Source organism: Mesorhizobium sp. M0854, assembly GCF_040319815.1.
In the GTDB taxonomy this organism is placed as follows: Bacteria; Pseudomonadota; Alphaproteobacteria; order Rhizobiales; family Rhizobiaceae; genus Mesorhizobium.
The window spans coordinates 1-24,428 of record NZ_JAMYOL010000021.1 but is presented as its reverse complement, the minus strand read 5'-3'; the positions used below and the strand labels follow the sequence as shown (position 1 = coordinate 24,428).

26 protein-coding genes are annotated in these 24,428 nt (G+C 61.7%); 12 read left to right on the top strand and 14 right to left on the bottom strand.

The window, feature by feature from the left end; genetic code table 11:
- Window positions 1-19: 19 nt before the first annotated feature.
- From NKH99_RS24500 to NKH99_RS24490, 3 genes are read right to left on the bottom strand one after another with little or no spacing between them, the layout of a single operon-like run.
- Window positions 20-655, bottom strand: a complete 636-nt coding sequence (locus NKH99_RS24500; protein ID WP_353015980.1) for a glutathione S-transferase family protein — start codon at window positions 653-655, stop codon at window positions 20-22.
- Window positions 652-1,347: a Rieske 2Fe-2S domain-containing protein gene (locus tag NKH99_RS24495; protein ID WP_353015977.1), complete on the bottom strand. Its 696-nt coding sequence runs from the start codon at window positions 1,345-1,347 to the stop codon at window positions 652-654. Before NKH99_RS24495 ends, NKH99_RS24500 begins: the two co-directional genes overlap by 4 nt.
- Before the next feature lie 23 nt (window positions 1,348-1,370).
- On the bottom strand, window positions 1,371-1,697 hold the full coding sequence (locus NKH99_RS24490; RefSeq protein ID WP_352684650.1) for a hypothetical protein: 327 nt from the start codon (window positions 1,695-1,697) through the stop codon (window positions 1,371-1,373).
- A 206-nt stretch (window positions 1,698-1,903) separates the two neighbouring features.
- Here NKH99_RS24490 and add point away from each other — a divergent pair, with 206 nt between their 5' ends.
- The 8 genes from add (at window position 1,904) to guaD (ending at window position 11,571) form a co-directional block, all read left to right on the top strand.
- Complete coding sequence (gene add / locus NKH99_RS24485; RefSeq protein WP_353015974.1) at window positions 1,904-2,938, top strand: adenosine deaminase; 1,035 nt, start codon at window positions 1,904-1,906, stop codon at window positions 2,936-2,938.
- A 27-nt stretch (window positions 2,939-2,965) separates the two neighbouring features.
- Complete coding sequence (locus NKH99_RS24480) at window positions 2,966-4,087, top strand: BMP family ABC transporter substrate-binding protein (protein ID WP_353015972.1); 1,122 nt, start codon at window positions 2,966-2,968, stop codon at window positions 4,085-4,087.
- Window positions 4,088-4,202: 115 nt separating this feature from the next.
- Complete coding sequence (locus NKH99_RS24475) at window positions 4,203-5,807, top strand: ABC transporter ATP-binding protein (protein ID WP_353016050.1); 1,605 nt, start codon at window positions 4,203-4,205, stop codon at window positions 5,805-5,807.
- Window positions 5,808-5,809: 2 nt separating this feature from the next.
- A complete protein-coding gene (locus NKH99_RS24470; RefSeq protein WP_502900103.1) occupies window positions 5,810-6,862 on the top strand; it encodes an ABC transporter permease in 1,053 nt (350 codons plus the stop codon).
- A 10-nt stretch (window positions 6,863-6,872) separates the two neighbouring features.
- The gene (locus NKH99_RS24465; protein ID WP_352470597.1) at window positions 6,873-7,808 is read left to right on the top strand and encodes an ABC transporter permease; all 936 of its coding nucleotides are present in this window, start codon (window positions 6,873-6,875) and stop codon (window positions 7,806-7,808) included.
- 7 nt (window positions 7,809-7,815) lie between these two features.
- On the top strand, window positions 7,816-9,216 hold the full coding sequence (locus NKH99_RS24460; protein WP_352470598.1) for an 8-oxoguanine deaminase: 1,401 nt from the start codon (window positions 7,816-7,818) through the stop codon (window positions 9,214-9,216).
- Window positions 9,217-9,239: 23 nt separating this feature from the next.
- Complete coding sequence (locus tag NKH99_RS24455) at window positions 9,240-10,103, top strand: aromatic ring-hydroxylating dioxygenase subunit alpha (protein WP_352684642.1); 864 nt, start codon at window positions 9,240-9,242, stop codon at window positions 10,101-10,103.
- Between the two features lie 100 nt (window positions 10,104-10,203).
- Entirely contained in the window at window positions 10,204-11,571 is a 1,368-nt protein-coding gene (gene guaD, locus NKH99_RS24450; RefSeq protein WP_353015969.1) for a guanine deaminase, read from the top strand.
- Between the two features lie 78 nt (window positions 11,572-11,649).
- Here the strand turns inward: guaD and NKH99_RS24445 are convergent, their stop codons facing one another.
- Window positions 11,650-12,705: an alpha/beta fold hydrolase gene (locus NKH99_RS24445; protein WP_353015968.1), complete on the bottom strand. Its 1,056-nt coding sequence runs from the start codon at window positions 12,703-12,705 to the stop codon at window positions 11,650-11,652.
- A gap of 345 nt (window positions 12,706-13,050) precedes the next feature.
- Window positions 13,051-13,635 carry a glutathione binding-like protein gene (locus tag NKH99_RS24440; protein WP_352449827.1) on the bottom strand — a complete coding sequence of 195 codons (585 nt, stop codon included), beginning with the start codon at window positions 13,633-13,635 and terminating at the stop codon, window positions 13,051-13,053.
- A gap of 360 nt (window positions 13,636-13,995) precedes the next feature.
- Here NKH99_RS24440 and petA point away from each other — a divergent pair, with 360 nt between their 5' ends.
- Genes petA through NKH99_RS24420 form a run of 4 tightly spaced genes read left to right on the top strand, consistent with a single transcriptional unit; the run spans window position 13,996 to window position 18,368 of the window.
- On the top strand, window positions 13,996-14,577 hold the full coding sequence (petA, locus tag NKH99_RS24435) for a ubiquinol-cytochrome c reductase iron-sulfur subunit (protein ID WP_502900106.1): 582 nt from the start codon (window positions 13,996-13,998) through the stop codon (window positions 14,575-14,577).
- A gap of 16 nt (window positions 14,578-14,593) precedes the next feature.
- Window positions 14,594-15,889 carry a cytochrome b gene (locus NKH99_RS24430; RefSeq protein WP_352470602.1) on the top strand — a complete coding sequence of 432 codons (1,296 nt, stop codon included), beginning with the start codon at window positions 14,594-14,596 and terminating at the stop codon, window positions 15,887-15,889.
- Window positions 15,890-15,912: 23 nt separating this feature from the next.
- Window positions 15,913-17,430 carry a mechanosensitive ion channel family protein gene (locus NKH99_RS24425; protein WP_353015966.1) on the top strand — a complete coding sequence of 506 codons (1,518 nt, stop codon included), beginning with the start codon at window positions 15,913-15,915 and terminating at the stop codon, window positions 17,428-17,430.
- A 26-nt stretch (window positions 17,431-17,456) separates the two neighbouring features.
- Complete coding sequence (locus tag NKH99_RS24420) at window positions 17,457-18,368, top strand: pirin family protein (protein ID WP_353015964.1); 912 nt, start codon at window positions 17,457-17,459, stop codon at window positions 18,366-18,368.
- A gap of 67 nt (window positions 18,369-18,435) precedes the next feature.
- On the opposite strand, the gene NKH99_RS24415 is transcribed toward NKH99_RS24420, so the two are convergent.
- From NKH99_RS24415 to NKH99_RS24375, 9 genes are all read right to left on the bottom strand, one after another.
- Window positions 18,436-18,867 carry a DUF1810 domain-containing protein gene (locus NKH99_RS24415; protein WP_352502535.1) on the bottom strand — a complete coding sequence of 144 codons (432 nt, stop codon included), beginning with the start codon at window positions 18,865-18,867 and terminating at the stop codon, window positions 18,436-18,438.
- A gap of 42 nt (window positions 18,868-18,909) precedes the next feature.
- A complete protein-coding gene (locus tag NKH99_RS24410; protein WP_352449832.1) occupies window positions 18,910-19,191 on the bottom strand; it encodes a GNAT family N-acetyltransferase in 282 nt (93 codons plus the stop codon).
- Between the two features lie 52 nt (window positions 19,192-19,243).
- Window positions 19,244-19,978 (bottom strand): sensor histidine kinase, encoded by a 735-nt coding sequence (locus NKH99_RS24405; RefSeq protein ID WP_352540087.1) that lies wholly within the window; start codon window positions 19,976-19,978, stop codon window positions 19,244-19,246.
- A gap of 127 nt (window positions 19,979-20,105) precedes the next feature.
- Window positions 20,106-20,543 carry a CBS domain-containing protein gene (locus NKH99_RS24400; protein WP_352470608.1) on the bottom strand — a complete coding sequence of 146 codons (438 nt, stop codon included), beginning with the start codon at window positions 20,541-20,543 and terminating at the stop codon, window positions 20,106-20,108.
- A 137-nt stretch (window positions 20,544-20,680) separates the two neighbouring features.
- Window positions 20,681-21,202 (bottom strand): carboxymuconolactone decarboxylase family protein, encoded by a 522-nt coding sequence (locus tag NKH99_RS24395; RefSeq protein WP_352449835.1) that lies wholly within the window; start codon window positions 21,200-21,202, stop codon window positions 20,681-20,683.
- A gap of 266 nt (window positions 21,203-21,468) precedes the next feature.
- Window positions 21,469-21,915, bottom strand: a complete 447-nt coding sequence (locus NKH99_RS24390) for a hypothetical protein (RefSeq protein ID WP_353015960.1) — start codon at window positions 21,913-21,915, stop codon at window positions 21,469-21,471.
- A 252-nt stretch (window positions 21,916-22,167) separates the two neighbouring features.
- Window positions 22,168-22,569, bottom strand: a complete 402-nt coding sequence (locus NKH99_RS24385; protein ID WP_353015957.1) for a cupin domain-containing protein — start codon at window positions 22,567-22,569, stop codon at window positions 22,168-22,170.
- A gap of 46 nt (window positions 22,570-22,615) precedes the next feature.
- Window positions 22,616-23,374, bottom strand: a complete 759-nt coding sequence (locus NKH99_RS24380; RefSeq protein WP_352768650.1) for an SDR family oxidoreductase — start codon at window positions 23,372-23,374, stop codon at window positions 22,616-22,618.
- A gap of 66 nt (window positions 23,375-23,440) precedes the next feature.
- Complete coding sequence (locus NKH99_RS24375; RefSeq protein WP_353015955.1) at window positions 23,441-24,232, bottom strand: alpha/beta fold hydrolase; 792 nt, start codon at window positions 24,230-24,232, stop codon at window positions 23,441-23,443.
- Window positions 24,233-24,428: the final 196 nt, after the last annotated feature.

The following is a 24,428-nucleotide window of genomic DNA, read 5'->3' as shown; positions in this document are numbered from 1 at the left end:
TCTCGTCGAATGTTGGGCGTCAATGGTAATCGGGGATGCCCGGCATGGTCGTGAAGCCGGGAACCGCGCGGAAGCGACGCACCCAGCGGCGCAGCGCCGGATACTCGTCATGGTCGACGCCGAAATCGCGGCTCAGCGCAAACGCCGGAAAAAGCGCGATGTCGGCGATGGTCGGGCGGTCCGCAGCGAACCATTCTTTCTTCTCGAAACCCCGCGCGGTCATATGGTCGTCCATGGCGCGGAGTGCCTGCGCGGCACCGGCCCGCAGCGCAGCCTCGTCGCCGCCGGCGCCGAACATGGCATGGCGGCGCGCGGCGCCGGCAACGCCGAGATCGCCGGCCGCGAAGAAAAGCCACTGCATCACCTTGGCGAAATCCGAACCATCCGCCGGCAGCCATGCACCCATTGAATCGTGGCTGCGCGCCAGATGGACAACGATGGACTCGGCGCCGAACATCGTCACCTCGTCGTCGCGGAGAATGGGCAGGCTGCCCGCCGGGTTCATGGCCAGGAATGGCGGCGTCTTCTGCTCCGCCCCCGGAAATGCATCGACTGCAACGGTCTGCCATTCCAGGCCGAGCATGGAAAGCGCCAGCCGCACCTTGTAGCAGTTTTCGTCCAGCTCGTAGTTGTAGAGCGTGATCCTCGCCATCATGCAGCCCGCGTCGTCGAGGTCGCGCCGGTACGCCCGGTCTCGAGATGATGACGCAGCTCGCTCGTCCAAGCGAGGAAATGCTTCTGCCCCTTGCCGGCATACTTGGCTGCCGGTCCGTCAATCACGACGTGCAGGGCCGATCGTTTGTCGGTCAGTTCCTGCAGGCCAAGAAGCAACGTGTCTTCGCCGACCGTCAGGCTGAACAGCATCCCGCTCAGCGCCTTCAGATCAGCGAGCCCGGATCCGCGGGAGAAGGGCCTGGGCGGCATGGCCCTCACGACATCGATCACCATTGCGGCGGGACTGTCGAGATACAGGCTGCGGACCGGCACCACCTCCTCTGGCAAGGCAGGCAGTTCGGGCAATGCTGCTGCCGGATCCAGTGCCGTCCAGACTATCCCAGCCGCCTCGGCCGATCTGTGGGCAGACACGGTAATGGACGCCGGCACCCTGAGATCGGGGTGGGCCGGAATGTATCGGCACTGGCCGGCCGCATCGTACTGCCAGCCGTGATAAAGACAGGCAATATGATCGCCGCGGACAAAACCGAAGCTCAGCTTCATACCGCGATGCGGGCAGCGATCCTCCCACACATGCGCTGCGCCACTGTTGTCGCGCCACACCACCAGCTCGTTTCCGCCAAGGCGGATTCCGGCCGAACTGCCCGGCTCGATCGATCCCGACAGCGCCACTGGGTGCCATCCAGCCCGTATCGTCATTCTGCGTCTTTCCCTCTGGAATATTCCCAAATTTCGGCCCGTTCGCAGTCCATCACCAGACAGTCGATTGGCCCCAAGCTACATGCCATCTCGAAGGCATCGATGAGATCGGGCTGGCCCGAAACCTGGACGACAAAAAAATCGTCCGCGGCTTCGTGCACCAGCAGATCGAGATTGAGCCGAGCGGCACGCCTGTCGGCGAACTCGCCAAAGCTCGACGACACCAGTCGGCCGATGAAGCGCAGGCGCGTTGTTTGAGGCGGAGGCGCAGGGTTCTGCGCTTCCCGTAGGTGCTTCATGCCTATATTTCTCCCGGCCTGCACATTTTTTAAGCAGTTTTAGAATGTGTCTAGTTAGGCATCATTTTTTGGCTTGTGCAAGCCCCGTTTCCCTGACATCTGTTGCGTATCAGGTGATCGGACAGTTGGAAAAAGCCGCGATTATCGAACAACTCGGCAGCCGTCCGTCGCCCAAAAAAACCAGGTACGGCTTTGGGGTTGCCGATCCGGGCGAGTGAGCGTCGATGTCGTTGTCAAGTTTCATTCAGCTCATGCCGAAGGTCGAGTTGCACTTGCACCTCGAGGGCGCCGTATCCGCGGAGACATTCGCCGAGCTGGCGGCGCTGAACGCGGTGCCGCTGCCGGACGGCAGACTGACATCGGAGCTCTACAGCTACGGCAACCTGCTGGATTTCCTGAAGATTTACGATCTGGTTTGCGCCTCGATCAGGACTGCGGACGATTTCTCTCGCATCACCTTCGAGGCACTGGAGCGCTGCGCTAAAGCCGGTGCGCGCTACGTCGAACTGTTCTTCAGCCCGCATGCGCATCTGGCTCATGGCGTGGCCTATTCGACTATGCTCGAAGGCATCCTCGACGGCTTTCACCGCGCAAAGGAGCGCTATGGGCTTATGGCAAAGCTGGTACCGGCGCATGCGAAGCCGCTCGGCGCGGCAGGTGGCGAGCGCTTCCTGGACATGGTTCTGGCCGAGCGCCCGGCTGAGGTGATCGGCATCGGCTTCGATTACGACGAACGCCCGAACCCGCCGCCGATGTTTGCGCGCATCGTCGAGCGAGCGCGGGCTGCCGGGCTCAATGTCACCAACCATGCGGGCGAGGATGGCCCGGCGGACTATGTCCGCGATACCGTCGACGTCCTCGGCCTGAGACGGGTCGACCACGGCTACCATGTCGTCGACGATCCGGCGCTGATGGAGCAGTGCAAGGAGATGGGCATCGTCTTCACCTGCTGTCCGAGCACGACGCTGGCCACCACCGTCTGGCGTGACCTCGCCGCGCCCGACCACGCGATCCGCCGCATGATCGAGGCCGGGCTTACCGTGACGATCCACTCCGACGATCCGCCCATGTTCGCCACGACGCTCGACCGCGAATACGCGCTGATCGCCGAAAATTTTGCGCTCGGGCCGTCGGCACTGAAGCGGATCGCGCTGGCTGGCCTGTCCGCAGCATGGCTCGATGACGACATCAAGCAGGCATGGTCGGCCGACTGGTCGGCAGAAATCGACCGCCTCATGGAAACCGAACTGTCTCTCCCGAACTGAACACGACACGGAACAAAGGACCGAAGCATGATCGACCTGCGCAATCTCTCCCGCCGAGGCTTCCTCAACATGGGCGCCGCGGCCGGCGCCTCGCTGCTCCTGCCGAAATCCGGCCTTATCACGCCCGCCCATGCACAGACGCCGCTCGCCGCCGTCGCCGAGGAAAACGCTGTCATCGCCTTCGGCCACACCGGTCCGGTGACCGATGAAGGCTGGACCTGGAGCCACGACCAGGGCATGAAGGCCGTGCAGGAAGCGTTCCCGAAGCTGAAGATGCTGTTCGTCGAAAGCATCCCCTATTCGGCCGACGCGACCCGCACCTTCCGCCAGTTCGTCTCGGAAGGTGCCAACATGGTGTTTGCCACCTCCAACTATGGCGACTTCCTCTATGACGTGGCCAAGCGTTCGCCGGACGTCGCCTTCTATGAATGCGATGGCCGCAACCCGCTCGAAAATCTCTCGACCTACTATCTCGCCCACTGGTACCCGACCTACGTCACCGGTGTCGCCGCGGGCCTGATGAGCAAGAGCGGCAAGCTCGGCTACGTCGCCTCCTTCCCTGTTCCGTCGGTCTTTTCCGGCACCAATGCCTTCCTGATGGGCGCCCGTTCGGTCAATCCCAACGCCACGATGCAGACCATCGTCATCAACTCGTGGTTCGATCCGCAGGCTGCCACCCAGGCCGGCACCGCGCTCATCGACAACGGCGCCGACCTTCTGTTCGGCATCATGGACGAAGCAGGCTATCTGCAGGTGGCCGAGCAGCGCGGCGCGAAGGCCGTGATGTGGAATACCGACATCCGCCGTTACGGGCCGAAGGCCTACGTCTCCTCGATCGCCATCGACTTCAAGAAATTCTATGTCGACCAGGTGCGCCTGCGCCTCGAAGGCAAGTGGACGCCCTCGCAGACCATCCTGCCGATGGGCGGCGGTATCGACCGCGATGCCTGGGGCGAGACGGTGCCCACCGAGGTCGCAAAGCAGGCCGATGCAGTGCGCGACAAGATTCTCGGCGGCTGGAGCCCGTTCGAGGGCGAGATCAAGGACACCAAGGGCAACGTCAAGGTGGCTGCCGGCCATCGCATGACCGAAGAGGAACTCTACAACTGGGATTGGTCGATCGAAGGCGTCAGCGGCCTCCAAGCGTAATACCGAAGGATTGCAGAGTTTTCGGATAGACTATGCGGCAGAAGGCAAAGAGCTAAGCGGGATGAATGATTTTGTTCCAGTTCATCATGCTTCGAGCGAGCACCGCTACGGCGGCATGGAGGTGCCGTCCACCTCCCCGGGACGTTACGAGCCTGGCTCCGGCGCGCCGCCGCTCGTGCTGCTCAAGGGCATCAGCAAATATTTCCCCGGCGTCGTTGCCAACCAGGACGTCGACCTGGACGTGATGCCGGGGGAGATCCACGCCTTGCTCGGCGAGAATGGCGCCGGCAAATCGACCTTGATGAACATCCTCACCGGCATCTATCAGCCGGATGCCGGTGAGATCGTCGTCGACGGCTATGCCAAACGTTTCGCGTCCCCAGTCGATGCGATCTCCGCCGGTATTGGCATGGTCCACCAGCATTTCAAGCTGGTGACCGCCTTCACGGTCGCCGAGAATATTCATCTCGGCTGGTCCGAAACGCCCAAGCGCATTGGCTCGTCGGTGCTCGAGGCGCGGACTGCCGCACTGGCCGAGAAGCTGAACCTCGCGGTACGGCCATCCGCGCGCGTCCCCGATCTTTCGACCGGCGAGCAGCAGCGCGTGGAAATCCTACGCGTGCTCGCGCGCAATGCCCGTGTTCTGATCCTCGACGAGCCGACTGCAGTGCTTACTCCGGCGGAAGCGCGCGAGCTCTTCAAGGCGCTCAAGCAGTTCGTGTCCCGGGGCAATGCGGTGATCTTCATCAGCCACAAGCTCGACGAGGTCCTGGAAATATCAGACCGCATCACCGTGCTGCGCGGCGGCCGCAAGGTGGCCACCGAAAATACCGCGGACTGCAGCGAGAAGATGCTGGCGCGCCTGATGGTTGGCCGTGAGATCGTGCTCAGCAATCTCCGTGCCAGGCAGCCAGGCGCGGCCGGCATCTCCGCCGAGCCGGTGCTCAGCCTCAAATCCGTCGTCGCGCGTGACGACGTGGGCGGCATCCTTCTCGACGAGGTTTCGCTCGACATCCATGCCGGCGAGATTCTCGGCATCGCCGGTGTGGCCGGCAACGGCCAGAAGGAGCTGACCCAGGTCGTCACCGGGATCCGGCCGATCCACTCGGGCCAGATACTGCTCGGCGGAAAGGACGTCACGACCGCCGGCGCGGTCGATTACGCGAAGTTCGGCGTCGGCCACATTCCCGAAGACCGGCTGCACAGCGGCCTGGCGCCGGCGCTTTCAATCACCGACAACGCCATAATCCGCGAATATGCGTCGGCGCCTGTTTCAAAGGGCTTCGCGTTCCGACCGCGCCTTGCGGCTGCTCTTGCGCGCACGATCGCCGAAGCGGCATCCGTTGCGGTGCCCGATTTCGGCATGCCCATGCGCAACCTTTCCGGCGGCAACCAGCAGCGCCTCGTCGCACGCCGCGAGATGCGCATCGCAAGCAAGGTTCTGATCGCCGCCTATCCGAGCCGTGGCCTCGATGTCGGCGCGATCAACACGATGATGCACTATCTCGTCGAATTGCGCGATGCCGGCGTCGGTGTGCTCTTCATTTCCGAGGAGCTGGAAGAGCTGTTCAACCTGTCGGATCGCATCGCCGTAATGTTCCATGGCAGGATCATGGGCGCGGTGGAGACTGCCTCCACCGACATCGAGGAAATCGGCCTGATGATGGGCGGGCAGATGCGGTCCAGTGCTGGCGCCCAGGCCGCTGCCGGGAAGCACTGACCTTGGCGATCAAGCTCCAGCGCGTTCCATCCGCGCAGCCCTCCGTTGCCTTTGCGGCACGTGCCCTGGCGATCGTGCTGGCACTGGGGGTCGCCGGCCTGGTTCTGGCCGCTCGCGGCAATGCTCCCGTCGAACTCGCCTGGGAGGTGCTCAACTCGACTTTTGGCTCGAGCTTCGGGCTGGAAGATGTCGGACTTCTGGTCACTCCCCTGATCCTGACCGGCCTGTCGGTCTGGGTAGCGCTGAGAATCGGCGCCTGGAACATCGGCGCGGAGGGCCAATTCTATGCCGGCGCCTTCAGCGCCACGGCAGTCGCGCTGTTCATTCCCGGCCCGACCTGGCTGATCCTGCCTGTTATGTTCATCGCTGGCGCGCTCGGCGGGCTGCTCTGGATACTGGTGCCGACGCTGGCGCGCGCCTACGCCGATGTCAGCGAACTCATCACCACCCTGCTTCTGAATTTCGTGGCGACGCTGATGGTCTACTACGTCGCCACCGGACCATGGCTCGAGCCGAGCGGCCATGCGCTCGCGACCACTGCACGTCTGCCGCATGACGTGCCTGAATTCTGGGGTATCGTGCACTACGGTTTCCCGCTGGCGATCCTGCTCACCTTTGTCATCGCAGGACTGCTCAACTACACGCGCTGGGGTTACGAGGTGCGGGTCGCTGGGTCGAACCCGAGCGCGGCGCTTTATGCGGGCATGCCGTTCCGCCGCCGCCTGATCGTCGTCCTGCTGATGTCGGGAGCGATCGCCGGCATCGCCGGTATGCTGGAAGTAGCTGGCACGGTGCATCGCCTGCAGGGCGGCATTTCCAACAATTTCGGCTATCTCGGCATCATGGTCGCGGTGCTGGCGCGCGGTTCCTCACTTGGCGTGCTCGCAGGCGCGGCTTTGATGGGCGTCATCCTGAGTTCGGGCATCATCCTGCAGACGCAAGGCATCACCGTCTCGGCCGTGCTCGCCATCACCGGACTGATCCTGTTCTTCACGGCGATCGGCAACGAACTCGCTCACTACCGCATCACGCGGACCGAACCGGTCGCGAGCTGAGGAAACACCCATGGACATGATCGCCGGACTGATCCAGACCTCCATTCTCGCCGGCGGCGTGCTGGCGCTGGCGGCGCTGGGCGAGACGCTCTCCGAGCGCGCCGGCGTCGTCAATCTTGGCGTCGAAGGGCTTATGGCGCTCGGTGCAATCACTGGCATCGCGGTCGTCGTCGCCACGCCGCACCCTATGCTCGGCTTCGTCCTTGCGCTTGCCGTCGGTTTCCTCATTGGCTGCGTCTTCGCTCTTGGCACCGTCGTCATTAAAGCGAACCAGGTGTTGTGCGGCCTGGCGCTGACGCTGATGGGCACCGGCATGGCCGCAACGATCGGTCGCGCCTATTCCGGCATGCCGGCGCCGGCGACCTTCGCGCCGATCGCTATTCCCTATCTTAGCGACATCCCGCTGCTCGGTCGCGCGATCTTCACGCAGAACATCCTTGTCTACCTGATCTACATCGTCCTGCCGGTTGTGCTGCACTACATCATGTTCCGCACGCGCCACGGGCTGAACATGCGCGCGGTGGGCGAAAACCCCGCGGCAGCCGACGCCGCCGGCATTTCGGTGCTAAGCATCCGCTTCTGGTATGTCGCCGCGGGCTCGGCGCTGGCGGCCGGCGCCGGCGCTTACCTCACGCTTGCCTTCGTTCCCTCCTGGTCGGAAGGCGTCGTGGCCGGCCGCGGCTGGATTGCCGTCTCTCTCGTCATCTTCGCAGGCTACCGGCCCCTCAACGCCGTGCTGGCCGCTCTGCTGTTCGGTCTCATCACCTCGCTCGGCTTCGTCGGCCAAGCACGCAACTGGCCGATCGCGGCGCCGATCCTGTCGATGCTGCCCTATCTCGGCACGATCGCCCTGATCATCGTGCCGGTGCTTGCCTGGCAGCGCATGCGCCGGGTAATGGCCGCGCCGGCTGCTCTCGGCGAACCCTATTTCCGCGACATGCGCTGAGACCGTCATGCCCCGCCTGCTTGTCAAGAACATCGATCTGCTCGCCACCTTCGATGATACGCGCCGCGAGATTTCCGACGGCGCCTTGATGATCGACGACAACGTCATCGAAGCGGTCGGCACCACCGCGGAACTCAGTGCCTCCAGTGCCGACGAGGTGCTCGACCTATCGGGCCATGTCGTCATGCCGGGCATGGTGAACACGCATCATCATATGTACCAGAACCTCACCCGTGTGATGGCTCAGAACGACGAACTGCTTGTCTGGCTGAAGACGCTCTATCCGATCTGGGCCGAGCTCGACGACGATGCGATAGGTGTCTCGGCGCGCGTAGCGATGGCCGAGCTTATCCATTCGGGCTGCACGACCAGCTCCGATCACCTCTACATCTTGCCCAACAACTGCACGCTCGACGCGACGATCGGTGCGGCCCGCGATATCGGTCTGCGTTTCCACGCTGCGCGTGGAGCCATGTCGCGCGGCGAAAGCCAGGGCGGCTTGCCGCCGGATCGCTGCGTCGAAAAGGAAGAGGATATCCTGAAGGATGCCGAACGGCTGATCGGCGGCTATCACGATGCGTCGCGGCATTCGATGAGCCGAATCATCCTGGCTCCTTGCTCGCCGTTCTCGGTGACTCCGGAGTTGATGCGCGATGCGGCATCGCTGGCGCGCAGCCACAAGGGCGTGAACCTGCATTCGCACCTTGCCGAAGAGCTTTTCGAGGAGAAGTACTGCCTCGAAATCTATGGCAAACGGCCGGTCGAGTTCGCCGAATCCGTCGGCTGGCTCGGTGACGACGTCTGGTTCGCCCACTCGATTTTCATGACCAGCGACGAGATCGACCGCTTCGCCGAAACCGGCACCGGGGTCGCCCATTGCCCGTCGGCTAACATGCGCTGCGGCCAGGGCATCGCGAAGATCCGCGAGATGCTCGACAAGGGCGTGAAGGTCGGCCTTGGCGTCGACGGCTCGGCCTCGAACGACACGTCGAACCTGTTCATGGAAGCGCGGCTGGCGCTGATGCTTCAGCGTGTCGCGCCGCACCACTACCTCTCCGAAAAGCCCGGCGGCCGCGGCGGTTTCGGCGGCACGCCGACGGCGCTGTCCGCGCGCGAGGCCCTCGAAATGGCGACGCGCGGTGGCGCTGCCCTGCTCGGCCGCAATGACATCGGCCATCTCGCGCCTGGCATGTGCGCCGACTTCATCGCGGTCAAACGCAGCCAACTCGGCCTTTCCGGCACCGAGCGCGACCCGCTCGCCGCGCTGGTGCTTTGCGGACCCTTCAAGGTCGACTATTCCTACATCAACGGCCGGCAGATTATCGCGAGAGGCGACTTCGCCTCTTTCGATGTCGAGGCGGCGATGGCCGACCACCGGGCTGTGATGGACCGCATCTATCGGCAGTGAGATAGCACAGGAAGGACGCAACAATGACCATTAAGCGAGCTGCGGAGCAGGCGGCCCTCGACCAATGGTATTGCATTGACGCGCTGAACGAGATTCCGGTCGGCACGATGCCGAACCGGCTTCTGGGCATCGATCTGTTGGTAGCCCGCGATACGGCAGGCGCGGTCAATGTGTCGCGTGCCGGCGACGGCAGCCAAGTCCCGGCCAGGGAACGTTACGGCTATCTATGGATCACGCTCGGCATGCCGGCCGGCGATGTGCTGTCGATCCCGGAGGCCTATGAGGACGACCGCCGGCCTGTCGTTTGCGGAGCGATCGCGGTAAAGGCGTCCGGCCTGCGCATCGTCGAGAATTTCCTCGACATGGCGCATTTCCCCTTCGTCCATACCGACATATTGGGCGCCGAGCCGCACACGGAAGTGCGGCATTACACAACCGAAATCCGCCGCGACGTGGATGAGGTGTGGGCGACCAACTGCGAATTCTTCCAGCCGCAGGCAGCACTCTCGGCGACCGGCGGCATCATGACCCAATACATGTACCGGGTCGCCAATCCTTTCGCGGTGATGCTCTACAAGACCTGCCCCAACTCGGCTACCCGGTGGGACGTGATCTGTCTGTTCGTGCAGCCCCTCGATCCGGACCGCTGCCGCGCGCACCCCGTCATGTTCCTGATCGACGACGTATCGACCACGACCGAACTTGTGCAGTTCCAGCAGCTCATCTTCCTGCAGGACCGCATCATCCTGGAGAACCAACGGCCACTTCTTTTGCCGCTCGAGCCGCGCGCGGAAATCCCGACGCGGGCCGACGGCTCGTCGATCGCCTATCGCCGCTGGCTGAAGGAGAAGGGCATCACCTACGGCACGACGGCGCAAGCCGCATGAGCGGCAGCCCTTCCGATATTGTCATCGGCATCGACGGACGGGCAATCACGCTCTGGCGCTTCGCGACGGCAGTGCGTAGCTGTTCTTCGGCGGAGGACAGGTGAGCGACCTGAGCGGCAAGACGCTTCTGGCCAGCGGCTTTCACGCGCCGGCGCGCGGGCTCGTGGAAGAGTTGCTCCATGCCCTGATCGCAATCGATCAATCAGGCATCATCGCCTCGGTGCTGCATCCGCATGATGCCGGCTATGACGAGGCGCTGGAGGCCGCGCGCCGGACCGGTTCGCTGGCGACCTTGCCGGCGCAGAGCTATCTGCTGCCCGGCTTCGTCGATCTTCACGTGCACGCGCCGCAATATCCGCAGCTCGGCCGGGCGCTGGACGTGCCGCTCGAGGCCTGGCTCCACAAACACACGTTTCCCCTGGAGGCGCGCTACGCCGATCTCGCCTTCGCGCGGCGCAGCTACGGCCTGCTGGTCGACGACCTGATCGCTAACGGCACGACCACAGCGCTCTATTTCGCAACCATCCACCAGGACGCGACAAGGCTGCTCGTCGACATTTGCCTCGAACGTGGGCAACGTGCGCTGGTCGGTAAAGTGGCGATGGACAATCCCGACGAGTGCCCGGCCTATTATCGCGATACCTCGGCGGACGCGGCCATTGATGGCACGCGCGCTCTGATCGACTACGTGCATCGGCATCCAGCCAATGCCACGGGACGGGTAAAGCCGGTCATTACGCCGCGCTTCATCCCCTCCTGTACCGACGCCGCCCTCGAAGGGCTCGGCACGCTTGCGCAGGAATGCGGCTGCCATGTGCAGACGCATTGCTCGGAGAGCGACTGGGCGCATGGCTACGTGCTGCAGCGCCACGGGATCAGCGACACGTCTAGCCTTGATCGCTTTGGCCTGCTGCGCGCCGGCAGCGTGCTCGCGCACGCCAATTTCATTACGCTTGCCGACATGGAGACGATCCGCGTGCGCAAGGCGGCCGTGGCGCACTGCGCCGTCTCCAACGCCTACTTCGCAGGCGCCGTGTTCCCGTTGAGGGCGGCCCTCGAGAAGGGTGTCAAGGTCGGGCTCGGCACCGACATTTCCGGGGGACCGAGCGCCTCGATGTTCGATGCGATGCGCGCGACGGTCATGTCGTCGCGCATGCTGGAAACCGGCACCGACCCGGCGCTAGCGGCCGAGACGCGCGGCACGGCCGGAACAGCACGCGTCGACTTTCGCGAGTCCTTCCACCTGGCGACGGCAGGCGGTGGCACGGCACTCGGCTTGCCTGTGGGGCGATTCTCGCCTGGCTACCATTTCGATGCGATCCTGGTCGACACCGCCGCGCCCAGAGGCACAATTCACCTGTGGGACGAACTCGACGACGGCGACGGCATCCTTCAGAAGATCGTCTACTCCGCTTCCAGGGCCAACATCGCGTCGGTCTGGGTCGGCGGGAGAGCTGTTCTCGCCTAAGCGGACCGGAGGCTGTGCCGAGAACCAGGACTCTTCCCGTTTTATTCCTTACGGTCGGGGGCACGTCATGGATTTTGATCAGTATTCGCCGACGTCGATGACAGCCTGGGCAAAGGCTTGCGGGGCTTCTTGAGGCAAGTTGTGGCCGATACCGCCGGTGATGATCCGGTGCGTGTATCTGCCCGAGAATTTCTTGGCGTAGGAACTGCCCGCGGGATGGGGTGCGCCATTGGCATCGCCCTCAAGGGTAATGGTCGGCACTGTGATCACGGGAGCTTCGGCCAGCCGGTTTTCCAGAACGTCATATTCCGGCTCGCCCTGTGCCAGGCCGAGCCTCCAGCGGTAATTGTGAATGACGATGCTGACGTGATCCGGGTTGTCCAGTGCTGCGGCGCTGCGCTGGAAGATGTCATCGTCGAAATTCCACTGCGGCGAAGCGAGTTGCCAGATGAGTTTGGCGAAATCGCGCGTGTATTTCTCGTAGCCGGCGCGGCCGCGATCCGTGGCGAAGTAATACTGATACCACCATTGAAGCTCCGCCTCCGGTGCCAGCGGCACCATGCCGACCTGCTGATTTCCGATGAGATAGCCGCTCACCGAGACGATCGCCTTGCAACGCTCAGGCCAGAGCGCGGCAACGACATTGGCCGTTCGAGCGCCCCAGTCGCAGCCGGCGATCGTGGCCTTTTCGATCCCCAGCGCATCCATCAGGGCGATCGTATCCGCGGCGAGCGCCGACTGCTGGCCGTTGCGCATCGTCTCGTCCGACAGGAAGCGCGTAGTGCCGTAGCCGCGCAGGTAGGGCACAATCACGCGGTACCCCTTTGCGGCAAGCAGGGGAGCGACATCGGCGTAGGTGTGAATGTCATAAGGCCAGCCATGAAGCAGGATCACTGGGGCACCTTCGGCGGGCCCCAGCTCCGCATATCCGACGCTCAGATTTCCGGCATTGACCTGCCCGAGCGAGCCGAATGATTTCTGCGTGGCTTGCGTAGCAGATGCCCTCGCCTCGACCGTCCAAGTGGCCGCCGGCTCGCTCAAGCCGAGTTCGGTGGCGGCGAACGTCATTGCTGCAGCACCAACAATGCGCCGGCGGCGATGATCGACCGTGTCGGGAGCCTTACTCGCATTCATGATGAAGCCTCTGTAATGACCAACAAGCAGGAACGACCGGACCGCCCGCCTCATCGGCCGACAGGAAATGTTGCCTATTTCGATGGTGACTGCGGGCGGCGGACCAACCACTGTAACACTCGGCCAGGAGGCAGTGCGGCGAACTCTGATTGAATGCCGGTCAGGTCAAGCGTTTCCTCGATTTCCCTCCTCAGAAATTCGAGACCTAGGCCGTCCCCGCGCTTGGAAGCGGCTGGATGTAGATGTAGCATCCGCAGGAACGGCAGCATGAGAATGACTCCTGATCTTCTGTTTGGGCGAGAGGACATGTTGCATCTGGTCTTATGCTCGAAGTCGCCCTCAGCTTCAGACGAGGCCCTCACGATCCATTGCGATGCGCACGGCCGGTCGGGCAGCCATTCGGACGCGAAGGGCTTGCAAAGGCGCGGGAACAGGGACTTGGAAGCGGGCCGCCCAAAGCAGCATCACGAAAAGATAAAAATCCGCGACGCTGGGTTTGTCGCCGAACAGATAGTCGGTCTCGAGCCCGTCAGCGAAGAACTCGAGTTGGCTCGTAATCGTCGCGCTCGCCCTGGCCTTTTCGGCATCGCTGCTTTGGTGCCACATCGGCTTGAAGCTTCGGTGTATTTCAGTTGAGACGTAGGTCAGCGCTTCGAGAAGGCGGGTACGGCCCAACGGCCCCGCCACAGCCAGTGGCGGGTATTGCGACGCAATCCAGTCGAGGACGGCGATATTTTCCGTCAGCGTTTCGCCGCTATCCAGCACGAGGGCTGGAACATAGCCCTTGCGCGTGACGGTAGTGAAATCATCCCCGGAGCCTGTCCGTTTGGTCTTGAGGTTCACACTTTCGCGCTCGAAGGAAACACCGGCCTCTTCCAGAGCGATGTGGTCCGCCAGGCTGCAGGCGAGAGGGCTGTAGTAGAGTTTCACCGCTTTTCCCTTTTCTGAACCCGATTGAATCCCGCAACTGGTCGTCGCCGAGCGGAAAACCTGCCCCGCGCCACGCGAGACAACCGCTCCAGAAACTCGCACTTGGCGGAGACGACGACTACGACACCGACAGCTAGACGTGCCTATGCCGAGGTATGGTCGGACTGAAGTTCGGGATCGCCGTGCGCAATGCCGGGACGTATGCCAGCTCAGCGGCCAACGGTTATCTGGAGGAATCCAGAACCTTCCATGATGGCATCATCGCCGGCCCGGCCAGTCCTTCGCTCAGGAAATCCTAAACGAAAGTATTGGACGCACGTGCCGTTGGCACGATGGCTCACACCCGGCCACGGCCGGCATATTCCGCGCGGCACGAGCAGACTGGAAACGCGAAAGCCGTGGTCTGACTTTTGCTCGATTGCCACCAACGCGATGACGCAGCTTCCGACAATAGGAGTCGCCATCATGGCCGACCTTTCCGAAACCTCCACAGCCGAGCACACATTGCGCGTCGAGGCGCCCGCCGCGATCGAGGTCGACGTCTCCTCGCTGACGCCGGGAACGTCGCTGATCGTCGACTGGCACGGCAAGCCGGTTGTCGTGCGCAACCGCACCGAAAAAGAGAGGAAGGACGGCCAGGCAGTCAGTCTCGCCGAGCTCAAGGATCCAATTGCCCGCAACGCCAACCTGCCGGCCGATGCGCCGGCAACCGACGCCAATCGAACTATGCCGGGCAAGGAAGCCTGGGTGGTGATGATCCAGGTCTGCACCCATCTTGGCTGCATCCCGCATGGTCAGGAAGGCGATTTCGACGGCTGGTTATGCCCCTGCCATGGTTCGCAATACGACACTGCCGGCCGCGTCCGGAAGGGGCCGGCACCCGAGAACATGGCGGTACCGGTGTTCCAATTCGTTTCCGACACCAAGATCCGTATCGGCTGAGGCAGGGGGCATTTCGATGAGCGGCGGCAAACACTCGACCTATACGCCCAAAACCAGAATCGAACGTTGGTTCGACGCCCGCCTGCCGCTGCCGCGGCTGGTCTATGACAGCTTCATCGTCTATCCCGTCCCGCGCAACCTGAACTATGCCTATACGTTCGGCGGCATTCTCACGATCATGCTGGTTTCACAGATCCTGACCGGCATCGTGCTGGCGATGCATTACGCCCCTGATACGGGGCTGGCCTTCAACTCGGTCGAGCAGATCATGCGCGACGTGAATTCGGGCTGGCTGCTGCGCTATCTCCATTCCAACGGCGCGTCGTTCTTCTTCATTGCCGTCTACCTCCACATCTGCCGCGGGCTCTACTATGGTTCGTACAAGGCGCCGCGTGAGCTGCTGTGGGTGCTCGGTTGCACCAACCTCCTGCTGATGATGGCGACGGCCTTCATGGGCTACGTGCTGCCTTGGGGACAGATGTCGTTCTGGGGCGCTACTGTCATCACCAGCTTTTTCACCGCCATCCCACTGATCGGCGACTGGCTCCAGCAGCTTTTGCTCGGCGGCTTCGCGGTCGATAATCCGACGCTGAACCGCTTCTTTGCGCTGCATTACCTGCTGCCATTTGTGCTTGTGGGCGTGGTGACCTTGCATATCTGGGCGCTTCACGTCGTCGGCCAGAACAATCCGACCGGCATCGAGGTCAAATCGAAAACCGATGTCGTGGACTTCACGCCCTATGCCACCGTCAAAGATGCCTTCGGCATCCTCGTGTTCCTGTTCTTCTTCGCCTATTTCGTCTTCTACCTGCCGAACTACCTCGGCCATCCCGACAACAACAGCATCGCCAATCCGCTGAAGACGCCGGCCCACATCGTGCCGGAATGGTACTTCCTGCCGTTTTATGCGATCCTGCGGGCCATCACCTTCAATATCGGGCCGATCGATTCCAAGCTCGGCGGCGTGCTCGCGATGTTCGGCTCGATCGCCGTGCTGTTCCTGGTGCCGTGGCTCGACACCTCGAAGGTGCGCTCGGCGGTCTATCGGCCCTGGTACAGGGTGCTCTTCTGGCTGTTCGTTGCCAATGCCCTCTTTCTCGGCTGGCTCGGCTCCCGGCCGGCGGAAGGCGCATACGTCGTCATGTCCCAACTGGCGACGCTTTACTATTTTGCGTTCTTCATTATCGCCATGCCGGTGCTCGGGCTGATCGAAAAGCCGCGACGGCTGCCGAATTCGATCACCGAAGCAGTTCTCGAAAAAGACAAGGCCAGCGCCAGAGGCCCGATCGCCGGGCCGGAGACCAAACGTTGAACCGGGCATAGCGGTGATCGTTCATGAACTGGTGGAACTCTCCTCTGGTCTACATCGTGTTGCTCGGCCTCGCCGGGATCGTCGTTTGGTCTCTCATCCCCAGACGCTTCGCCAATGCGAAGCTGGTCGTCCAACTCGCCTTTTTCGTCGCGATGTCGGCCATGGTTCTCCACCTGCGCGTCGTGCCGTACGAGGCCGCAGGGGACAACGAGACAACCGGAGGAGCGATCCTCATCGGCTCGGTCAAGCTGCTCTGGTGGGTTCACCTTGCCTGGGCGCTGATCGGATTTGTCCGTATCTATCTCGTCTTCGAGCGAAAGCCGCGCGAGGCACGTCTCCTGCAGGACGTCGTGGTCGGTGTCGTCTACGCTGGAATGTTCCTGTCGATCCTGGCGTTTGTCTTTGCAGTGCCGGTCGGAACGCTCATTGCCACGTCGGGCGTGTTTGCCGTCATCCTGGGACTGGCGCTCCAGAATACGCTTGGTGACGTATTTTCGGCGATCGCGCTTAACCTCGGCCGCCCTTACGTGCTTGGAAACTGGATCATTCTGGGCGACGGAACCGAAGGCCGCGTTATCGAGACCAATTGGCGGTCGACCCAACTTCTGACCCCGACACACAATGTCGTGGCGCTGCCAAACAGCCTTCTCGCCAAGATCGGGGTAACAAATCTAAGCGGTCCGGACGAGAGCCATGGACTTGCCGTAACCGTCAAGATGGCGCCAACGAAGACGCCGGCGATCATCGTAGACCTCATGCGCACTGTCTTGCTGAGCTGCAATTCGATCCTCCAGGACCCTTCGCCTTCGGTCACCATCAGAAGCCTGGATGCCACAGCTATCGAGATCGAGTTGTTTTTTCGCGTCGCAAGTATCGACCAGCGAAGTGCCGCTCGGAACGAAATCTTCGATCTCGTTTATCGCCATTCAAAGTCGACCGGCATGCTGCTGGCGGAGCCATTTTCAGGCTCGATTGCCATGACCAACCGGCCGGGCCACGAGACGGCGGCCTCCCAAGGCTTCACCCCGATCGAACTCATCAATTCCATACCGGTATTCTCGGCGCTAACGGATACCGAGCAGGGTTCGCTCGCCAAAGCGGCCTCGGTTCGCACCTACCATAAGGGCGAAATCATCGCACGACAGGGAGAGATGCTGCCGTCGCTCATGATCGTTCGGACGGGCGTCATCGTCCGGCAAATTGGCGAGGACGATGATCAACTGCAGGAGATCTCCCGGCTTGCACCTGGCGATTTCTTCGGCGAGACCGGCTTGCTCGCCGGTATTGGCGAGATGTCGAGTTTGCGGGCAATGACCCCTGTCACGGTTTACGACATAGACCAGGAAAGCTTTGCGCCGCTGCTGCACGACAGGCCCGAAATGGCCGAAGATCTTGCCGCGATCCTGTCGATGAGGGTGTCGGCTTTTAATGAAAGCGGCATCGCCGGACAGCACCACGCGAGCTCCAAATTCGCGCTCCTCAAAGCCATTCAGACACTCTTTCGAGCCGCTTCGTTCAAGCGCGTTCGAGCACCTGGCTGACAAGGCATGCAGAAGGACAGAGATCCATGACCATCCGCCAAAGCGGTATCACAGGCATCGATACACTCATCCAGCCAGCTATCCGTGATTTTGCGGACGGACTGAAGATAAGGCGCGTATTGCCGTCCTCGGATCGCCTGATGATCGGGCCCTTCATCCTGTTCGACCATTTCGGCCCCGCTATATTCGACGCAGGTCACGGTTTCGATATGGGACCGCATCCGCATATCGGCGTTGCGGCCGTGACCTACCTGATCGATGGCGAGATCGTCCATCGCGACAATTTGGGAAAAGTGCAGACCATCCGTCCTGGCGAGGTCAACTGGATGACGGCCGGGTCGGGCATCGTCCATTCCGAGCGCACGCCACCGGAAGTCCGGGCGTCGGCAAGCAATCTCTTCGGCGCTCAGGCTTGGATCGCCCTCCCCTCCCGCTATGAAGAAATTGCCGCCGACGTCGCACATTTTGGCGCTCCCGAAATACCGAGGATCTGTGCCGACGGCGTCGAGTTTACGTTGATCGCCGGCGCGTCCGACGGGTTGGTCTCGCCGGTAAGGACGTTCTCCGACGTGGTCTATGCCGAAATTGTGCTCACGAGCGGTGCGCGCTACCAGGTGAAACCCGAACACCGTGAGCGTGCGATCTACATCGTCGCCGGTGAGGTTGGAATTGTCGGCCAGTTCGGTACGTTTCATGAGGCCGAATTAGTAGCTCTGGCGCCCGGCGCTGAGATTGTGCTCCAGGCGCCTGCCTTCCATGCGGCGAGACTGATGCTGATAGGAGGTGAGCCCCTGGCCGAGCCACGTCATATCTTTTGGAACTTCGTCTCCTCTTCAGCCGAACGGATCGAGCAGGCAAAGGCGGATTGGCGCGAACGCCGCTTCCCCGGCGTGCCGGGAGAGCACGAGCTCATGCCTCTGCCAGATGGCAGCGTGTGAGGGATAAGGCAGCGGATGGTGACCTCAGCGCCGCGACAGCTTTACGCCGGGTGGCGCAGGCAGACCACTACGATATCAAGTAGAGATCGTTCATCGTTTCCTCATCGAGCAAACCGTCGAACCAGACGTCGAAGATTGTCTCGAGCAGGAACTCGTCGTTGCTTGCTTCGGAAAACAGCGTGAGGGACGCGTGCAACTTCTTCGCATCAACGTCACCGAAGACAGCGCGAGCGCTTAGGCCGGAGAGCCGTTGCAGGGTGCCAACGCATTCCCGATAACGGCCTCCGAGGATCGGAAACGAGAGATAGGCGCTGGCTTCGTCGAGCGATGTGATTGCATATGGCTCAGGCGCTGTACCACTTCGCCTTGTGGCCAACCTTGGGAAGATGAACTCCATGTAGGGAGTGCACATCATCCCTCGACGTAGAATGGCCAGCGCGTCGTCGTAGACCGGATCCTGTGCGCTGACGAATCTCTGCAAATCATACTCGTCAGGCATTTGGATGGATCCTTGGGAAACCCTCAACATTCGTGCCCATGACTAGCCGCCGACGACATCTGCATAGTCCGGGTGCTTGGCGAAAAAGCGGCTCATGAAGGGACATTTCAAGATCGCTTTACGGCCGGTCTTGCGGAGCAGTTCGAAGGTTCCTTGGGCCAATTGCGACGCGATCCCTTGTCCGGAAAATTCCGACGGGACTTCGGTGTGTATCAGCGCAACCTTCCCGCCCTCGAGCCGATAATAGGCCGCCGCAAACATATCACCGGCGATCGGCAGCTCGAAACGGTGCTGTTGGACGTTTTCAACGACTTGTGCATCCATCTTTATCTCTCGATTGTATGTCACGTGTCACCGGAGGCAGATTGGCGGGCCGCTATCGCATCGCAGGCAACCGCAGAGTGACGGTCGTGCCTGCCCCAAGTGTGCTCTGAATATCGATGCTTCCGCCTGATTGCTCGGCAAAGTGCTTCACCATCGGCAAACCGACGCCGCCGAGGCCTTCGCTTTTGGTGGTGAAGAACGGATCGAAGGCGCAGACCATCGTCTCGCTGGTCATCCCGATACCGTTGTCCGCGACGCGGATGTCTACCTGACCGGCGGCAGAGTTCTCAGAGGCCAAGCCGGCATCGATCGAGATGAAACCGCCGTCAGGCATTGCATCGCGCGCGTTGAACAGAAGATTCAGAACCGCATTTTGCAATCCAAAGCGATCGCATCTCACCAAAGGCAGGTCGGACCCAACCCGAAGCTCAAGACCGAAATTGGCATCCAAGGCGCTCCGTACGAGGGTTTCGATCTCAGCCAGGCAAGCACCTACGTTTGTGTATTCGATTTCCGCGTGGCTCTCTCGGGCCAGGCTGATGGTTTGCCGGACAAGGCCACCAGCCCGCTCCAAAGCCGTTTTGGCGCCGGCTATTACAGGCCCGAGCGCCGGAGCCGCTTGGATGCTCGGATCGCGGGCCAGGTGGTTCAACGCCGACGAGGCGACCTGAATGAGATTGCCCAGGTCATGGACGATGCCGGCCGTCGACATTTGCACGGACATACCACCTCCAGGGCCATCGGGCGGGCCGTCGAAGACATCTTCTTTTATGTCCGGACGAAACATTTCGTTCCCCGCTGGCTAAGTCGGCACCTATTGGCTTCAACACGCTATAATTTATGGCTTTTATTTTCCATTATATCTAAGAAGACGCCGATACATACTTCCGTATATTCAATCGCGAGACGATGCTCTATTGATAGCCGATCCCGCTGATGTAGTTGGCAAGCAGCCGTTCCTGCAGTTCCTCTTGTTTGAAGAGCGCCTTCATCGCATCACGGATATCGAGGACGCCTAGCGGTTTCGAGTCGGCCCCGAGCACCGGCACATTCTGAAGGCCTCGCGCGGCCATGGTCTGCCAGACTGAATGAAGATCATCATCGGGACCACAGGACACGATGGACCTGCTCATCAAAGCCGCAATCGGCGCTTCTGTTGGCCCTGAATTCGCCAGATGGCGGACAAGGTCGGACTTGCTCAGCACGCCTGCCGCCTCCCCACTGCCGTGGCACACCACGACCAGGCCTATTGCGGGCCTGGAAAGTGAGAGTGCCGCACTGCGGAGTGGAGCGTCGACATCGACCACCATGAGACGGGCCGATATTACTGGATGCAGACTGTCAATTCGCATGACGCCCTCCTGAGAGCGCCTCGCGGCCGCGGCCGCGGGGCTGGGATCGGTTCCAGTGTTGGTCGCCGAGCTCGGCGCCTTCGTCCGGCCGGTCAGAATGGCGCGCAAACAGGCGCCATTCTGACCCATTCCAAAGATTAGCTCAGTGCTGCTTTGCTCAGGCCAAACTTCGCATCGCCCGAGCCCGGGACGGGTTTGAAGCCGATGTTCAGACGGTTCCAAGAGTTGACCGCCATGACAACGAAGGTCAGATCGGAGATTTCCTTCTCGGAAAGCTGCGACCTGACCCGATCGTAGATCTCGTCGGGGACACCCTGCTCGGGCAGCTTGGTCAAGACTTCCGTCCATGCCAAGGCTGCGCGCTCGCGAGGAACGAACAAGGTCGAATCCCGCCAGGCTGCCAGGTGGTAAAGGCGCAGTTCGCGCTCGCCATGGATCTTCGCCTGTTTGACGTGCATATCGAGGCAGAAGGTGCACCCGTTCAGCTGCGCGGCTCGGACTGCAACAAGGTCGCGGATTGGCTCTTCGATCGACCCCTCTCGCGTCGCACCAAGAAATTCAATAAATTTCTTCAGAAGTTCCGGCGACTGCTCCGCATAACTCGCGCGTTGGGCGACGGCTTTTCCTTTCGGAGCGACCGGTGGCGCTGCAATATTCATTACTTATCTCCTTGAGGTGTTTGCAATCCATTGCACCGTAAGGATGACCGGTGAGACGAACTGTTGCTATCGTGCCGATGATATGTATTGCCACTCGATTGGGTTGGGGCGCCTAAACCGAAGTATAGGAGGTGGAAATTGGCACCTGACCGCTGCCCTCGGCAATTCGCTTTGCCGCATGCATCCGACAGACGCACAGCGTTTGGGTCACTTGAAGGGCAAGGCTGAACCGACCGGTGTCGATAGAACCCGGATCGAAACTGCGGTCACTCTTCAAAGGGAGCGTTCATCACAAGATCAACTGCCGAAGTCGCCTTGTAGCCTGAAACAAAGCGCTCGCCGAAGTCCCGGGCAAAGTTGTCGTAGGTGGTTCCGGGCCTGATCTCGGCGATATGGCAAAAGCATCGCGTCATCCGCCGCTTCATCCCGAGGCGCGGAAATTCGCCAACGATCTTTGCAATCTCGGCTGACGAAACGAGGCTGTATTGCAAGCCGACGACATCGAGGCAGATGCCGGCTGTGCACAGCGCCACCTCAGCCTCCTTGTAGAGGCCGATCGACGGCGTCGAGTTGAGGGCGACGCTGTCCCAGATCAATTGGGCGCGCCGCTCGTCGAAGCCGCCCTCCCGAACGAAGGCGCGGGCGAGATCGGCGCCTTCCACTTCGAAACGGCGCGGCCCGGCGAAGTCCTCATTGAGCGTGACGTCATGCAACAGGGTTGCAACCGCAACAACCTCCGCGTCGTGCTGGATATTCTGAATCTGTCCGATCCGGGCCGCGAAAAGCCAGGATCGGACCACGTGGTTGAACAGGTAGGGTTCACATCGAGCGCGGGCATGTTCGATCGCTCGGCCAACAAGCGGAGTATCGGGGACCAAAATCCCCGCAAGTGTGCGGATGGCGATCGAATTCATGTCACTGACCGTCCCTTCGCGTACGCCCCGATGGTCCTGGGGGCTACGATTTCATTTCGCGTTCGTCGTCAGTTCCGTCTCGCTGGTGTCGACGACGAAAATAGCAAGCAGACGAGCGCCTTCCGTCTTGCTGGCGTTTTCGCTGACGGCATGACGGTCGCCAGGGAATTCCGAGAAACTCTCGCCGGCGCGATAAGTCTTCACCGGCCCGTCATTGACCTGGCTTCGGATCGCCCCCTCCAGGACCGTGGCATAGATGAACGCGGATTTGGGATGGGTATGAGCCGGCGACGTACCCCCAGGCGCGTACTCGACGAGCACGGCTTTCATGCTCTTGCCGGGCACGTTTGGCAGAGCCTGGTCGTAGACAAGCTTCACGCTGGCGGCGTCATTGGCCATTGCTGCGGTGACGGAAGCGGCGGCGAGCGCGGCGCAGAGAAGTGTTTTGATCATGTCTGGTCTCCTTGTTGTGCGAATGGCGGGCCTATCCGATGACTACTTACTTCGGTGGTGTGTATCGGCTGAGCCAATCATCGAAACGCACGGCGCCGATGCGCGCGTTCTCGCCGGGCACCAGCGTTCGATCGTCGATTGCCACTTGGCCGTAGTAGAGCGCGCCGGAATCCGGGACGACTTTACGCGGGTCGTTGGTGGCCTTCAGGAAGCGCTCGACAAGTTCGCTCATGCGAACACGCTCCGGGCCGGCAATTTCGATCATGCCGTTCAACGGCGCGGCAAGCGCGACGTCCGCCATCGCATCGGCAACATTATCAGCCGCCATGGGTTGGAAGTAGGCCGGCGACATATGAATGGTATCCCCGACGGCGCCCGTGTTTGCGATGGCGGCGGTGAATTCGAAGAATTGAGTGGCGTGAACGATGGTGTAGGGAATTCCGGACTCCCTGATCAGCTTTTCCTGAAGCAACTTGCCGCGGAAATAGCCCATGCCCTGCAGCCGGTCGGTACCGACGACCGACAGCGCCACGTGATGACGGACGCCGGCGGCCGTTTCGGCGGCAAAAAGATTACGCCCGGATGCCGAGAAGAACTCCAGGGCAGCCTTTTCCTCGAACGACGGCGAGTTCGCGAGGTCGACGACGACCTGCGCACCGGCAAGCGCGGCCGCCAGACCCTCTCCCGTAACGGTGTTGACGCCCGAATTCGGCGACGCCGCAAGTACGTCGTGGCCTTTGTTTCGCAGTCTCTCCACGGTCTTTGAACCGATCAGCCCGGTTCCGCCGATGACGACGATCTTCATGTCTGGTCTCCTGGTGTTGCGTGTCTATTTTCGTTGCTCGATCGGATGCTGGGCGTTTCCGGCCTGCTACTGACTGACCGATGCAGCAGCATCCTCGATGAGTGACGTGACCTCGTCGGGATGCGAAACCATGAGCGCATGGGACGCACCCTCGATGACGACGGTCTTTGCCGCGTGCGCACGCTTGGCCATGAAGCTCATGACGGCTGCCGGGATGTTGCGGTCATCCGAGCCGTAGATCATGTAGGACGGCAGCGTCTTCCATGAGGCGACGCCCGAGGCTTCAGCCAGAGCCGCCTGCGCAACAGGGCGTTGAGTGGCAGCCATCAGCAAAGTCTGCTCTTGCGGAACGTCGGCGGCGAACTGCGCGCGGAACTTGGCCGGCTCGATGAAGAGGTCTTGTCCGCCGTCCGGCAACGCGACTGGAGCAAGCGCGCTCCCCAAGGTGCTGCCGGGAAACATGCTGGACAACGTAAGGCTCGATTCGCCGGTATCCGGCGCGAAACCCGCCACGTAGACCAACGCCTTCACATTGGGATTGCCGTTGGCGGCCTCGGTGATGACGGGCCCGCCATAGGAATGCCCCACCAGCACGACCGGCCCCGAAACCGACCGGACGATGGCTGAGACTGCTTTCGCATCGCTGGCAACGCCGCGGAGCGGATTAGCTGCGGCTATCGCCACATAACCGTCTTTGCTGAGCTTGGTGATGACTGCATCCCAGCTCGACGATTCCGCGAAGGCGCCGTGCACCAGTACGATCGTCGGCTTGGGCTGAGAATTCGCGGCCTGCGCCATCCCGCCGCCCGACGCGGCAAGCGCTGCGGTGAGGGCCAGGACTCGAGTTATGTTTCGCATTTGCTTTCTCCCGTGTGGCCTGTGGTGACCAATGCTCAGGAGAATGCGCCGACGCAGCCCGCCAACCTATTGTGCGGAAGGGTCTGTCATACAATGCCAAGGTGCAGGGTAGGGATAGTGTGCTGAAGGTTCTGCAAAAAGTTTTGGAGAGAGAACGGGGCTTGCTCTGAGGGGCGAGCGGCCATGGCACGGTGGT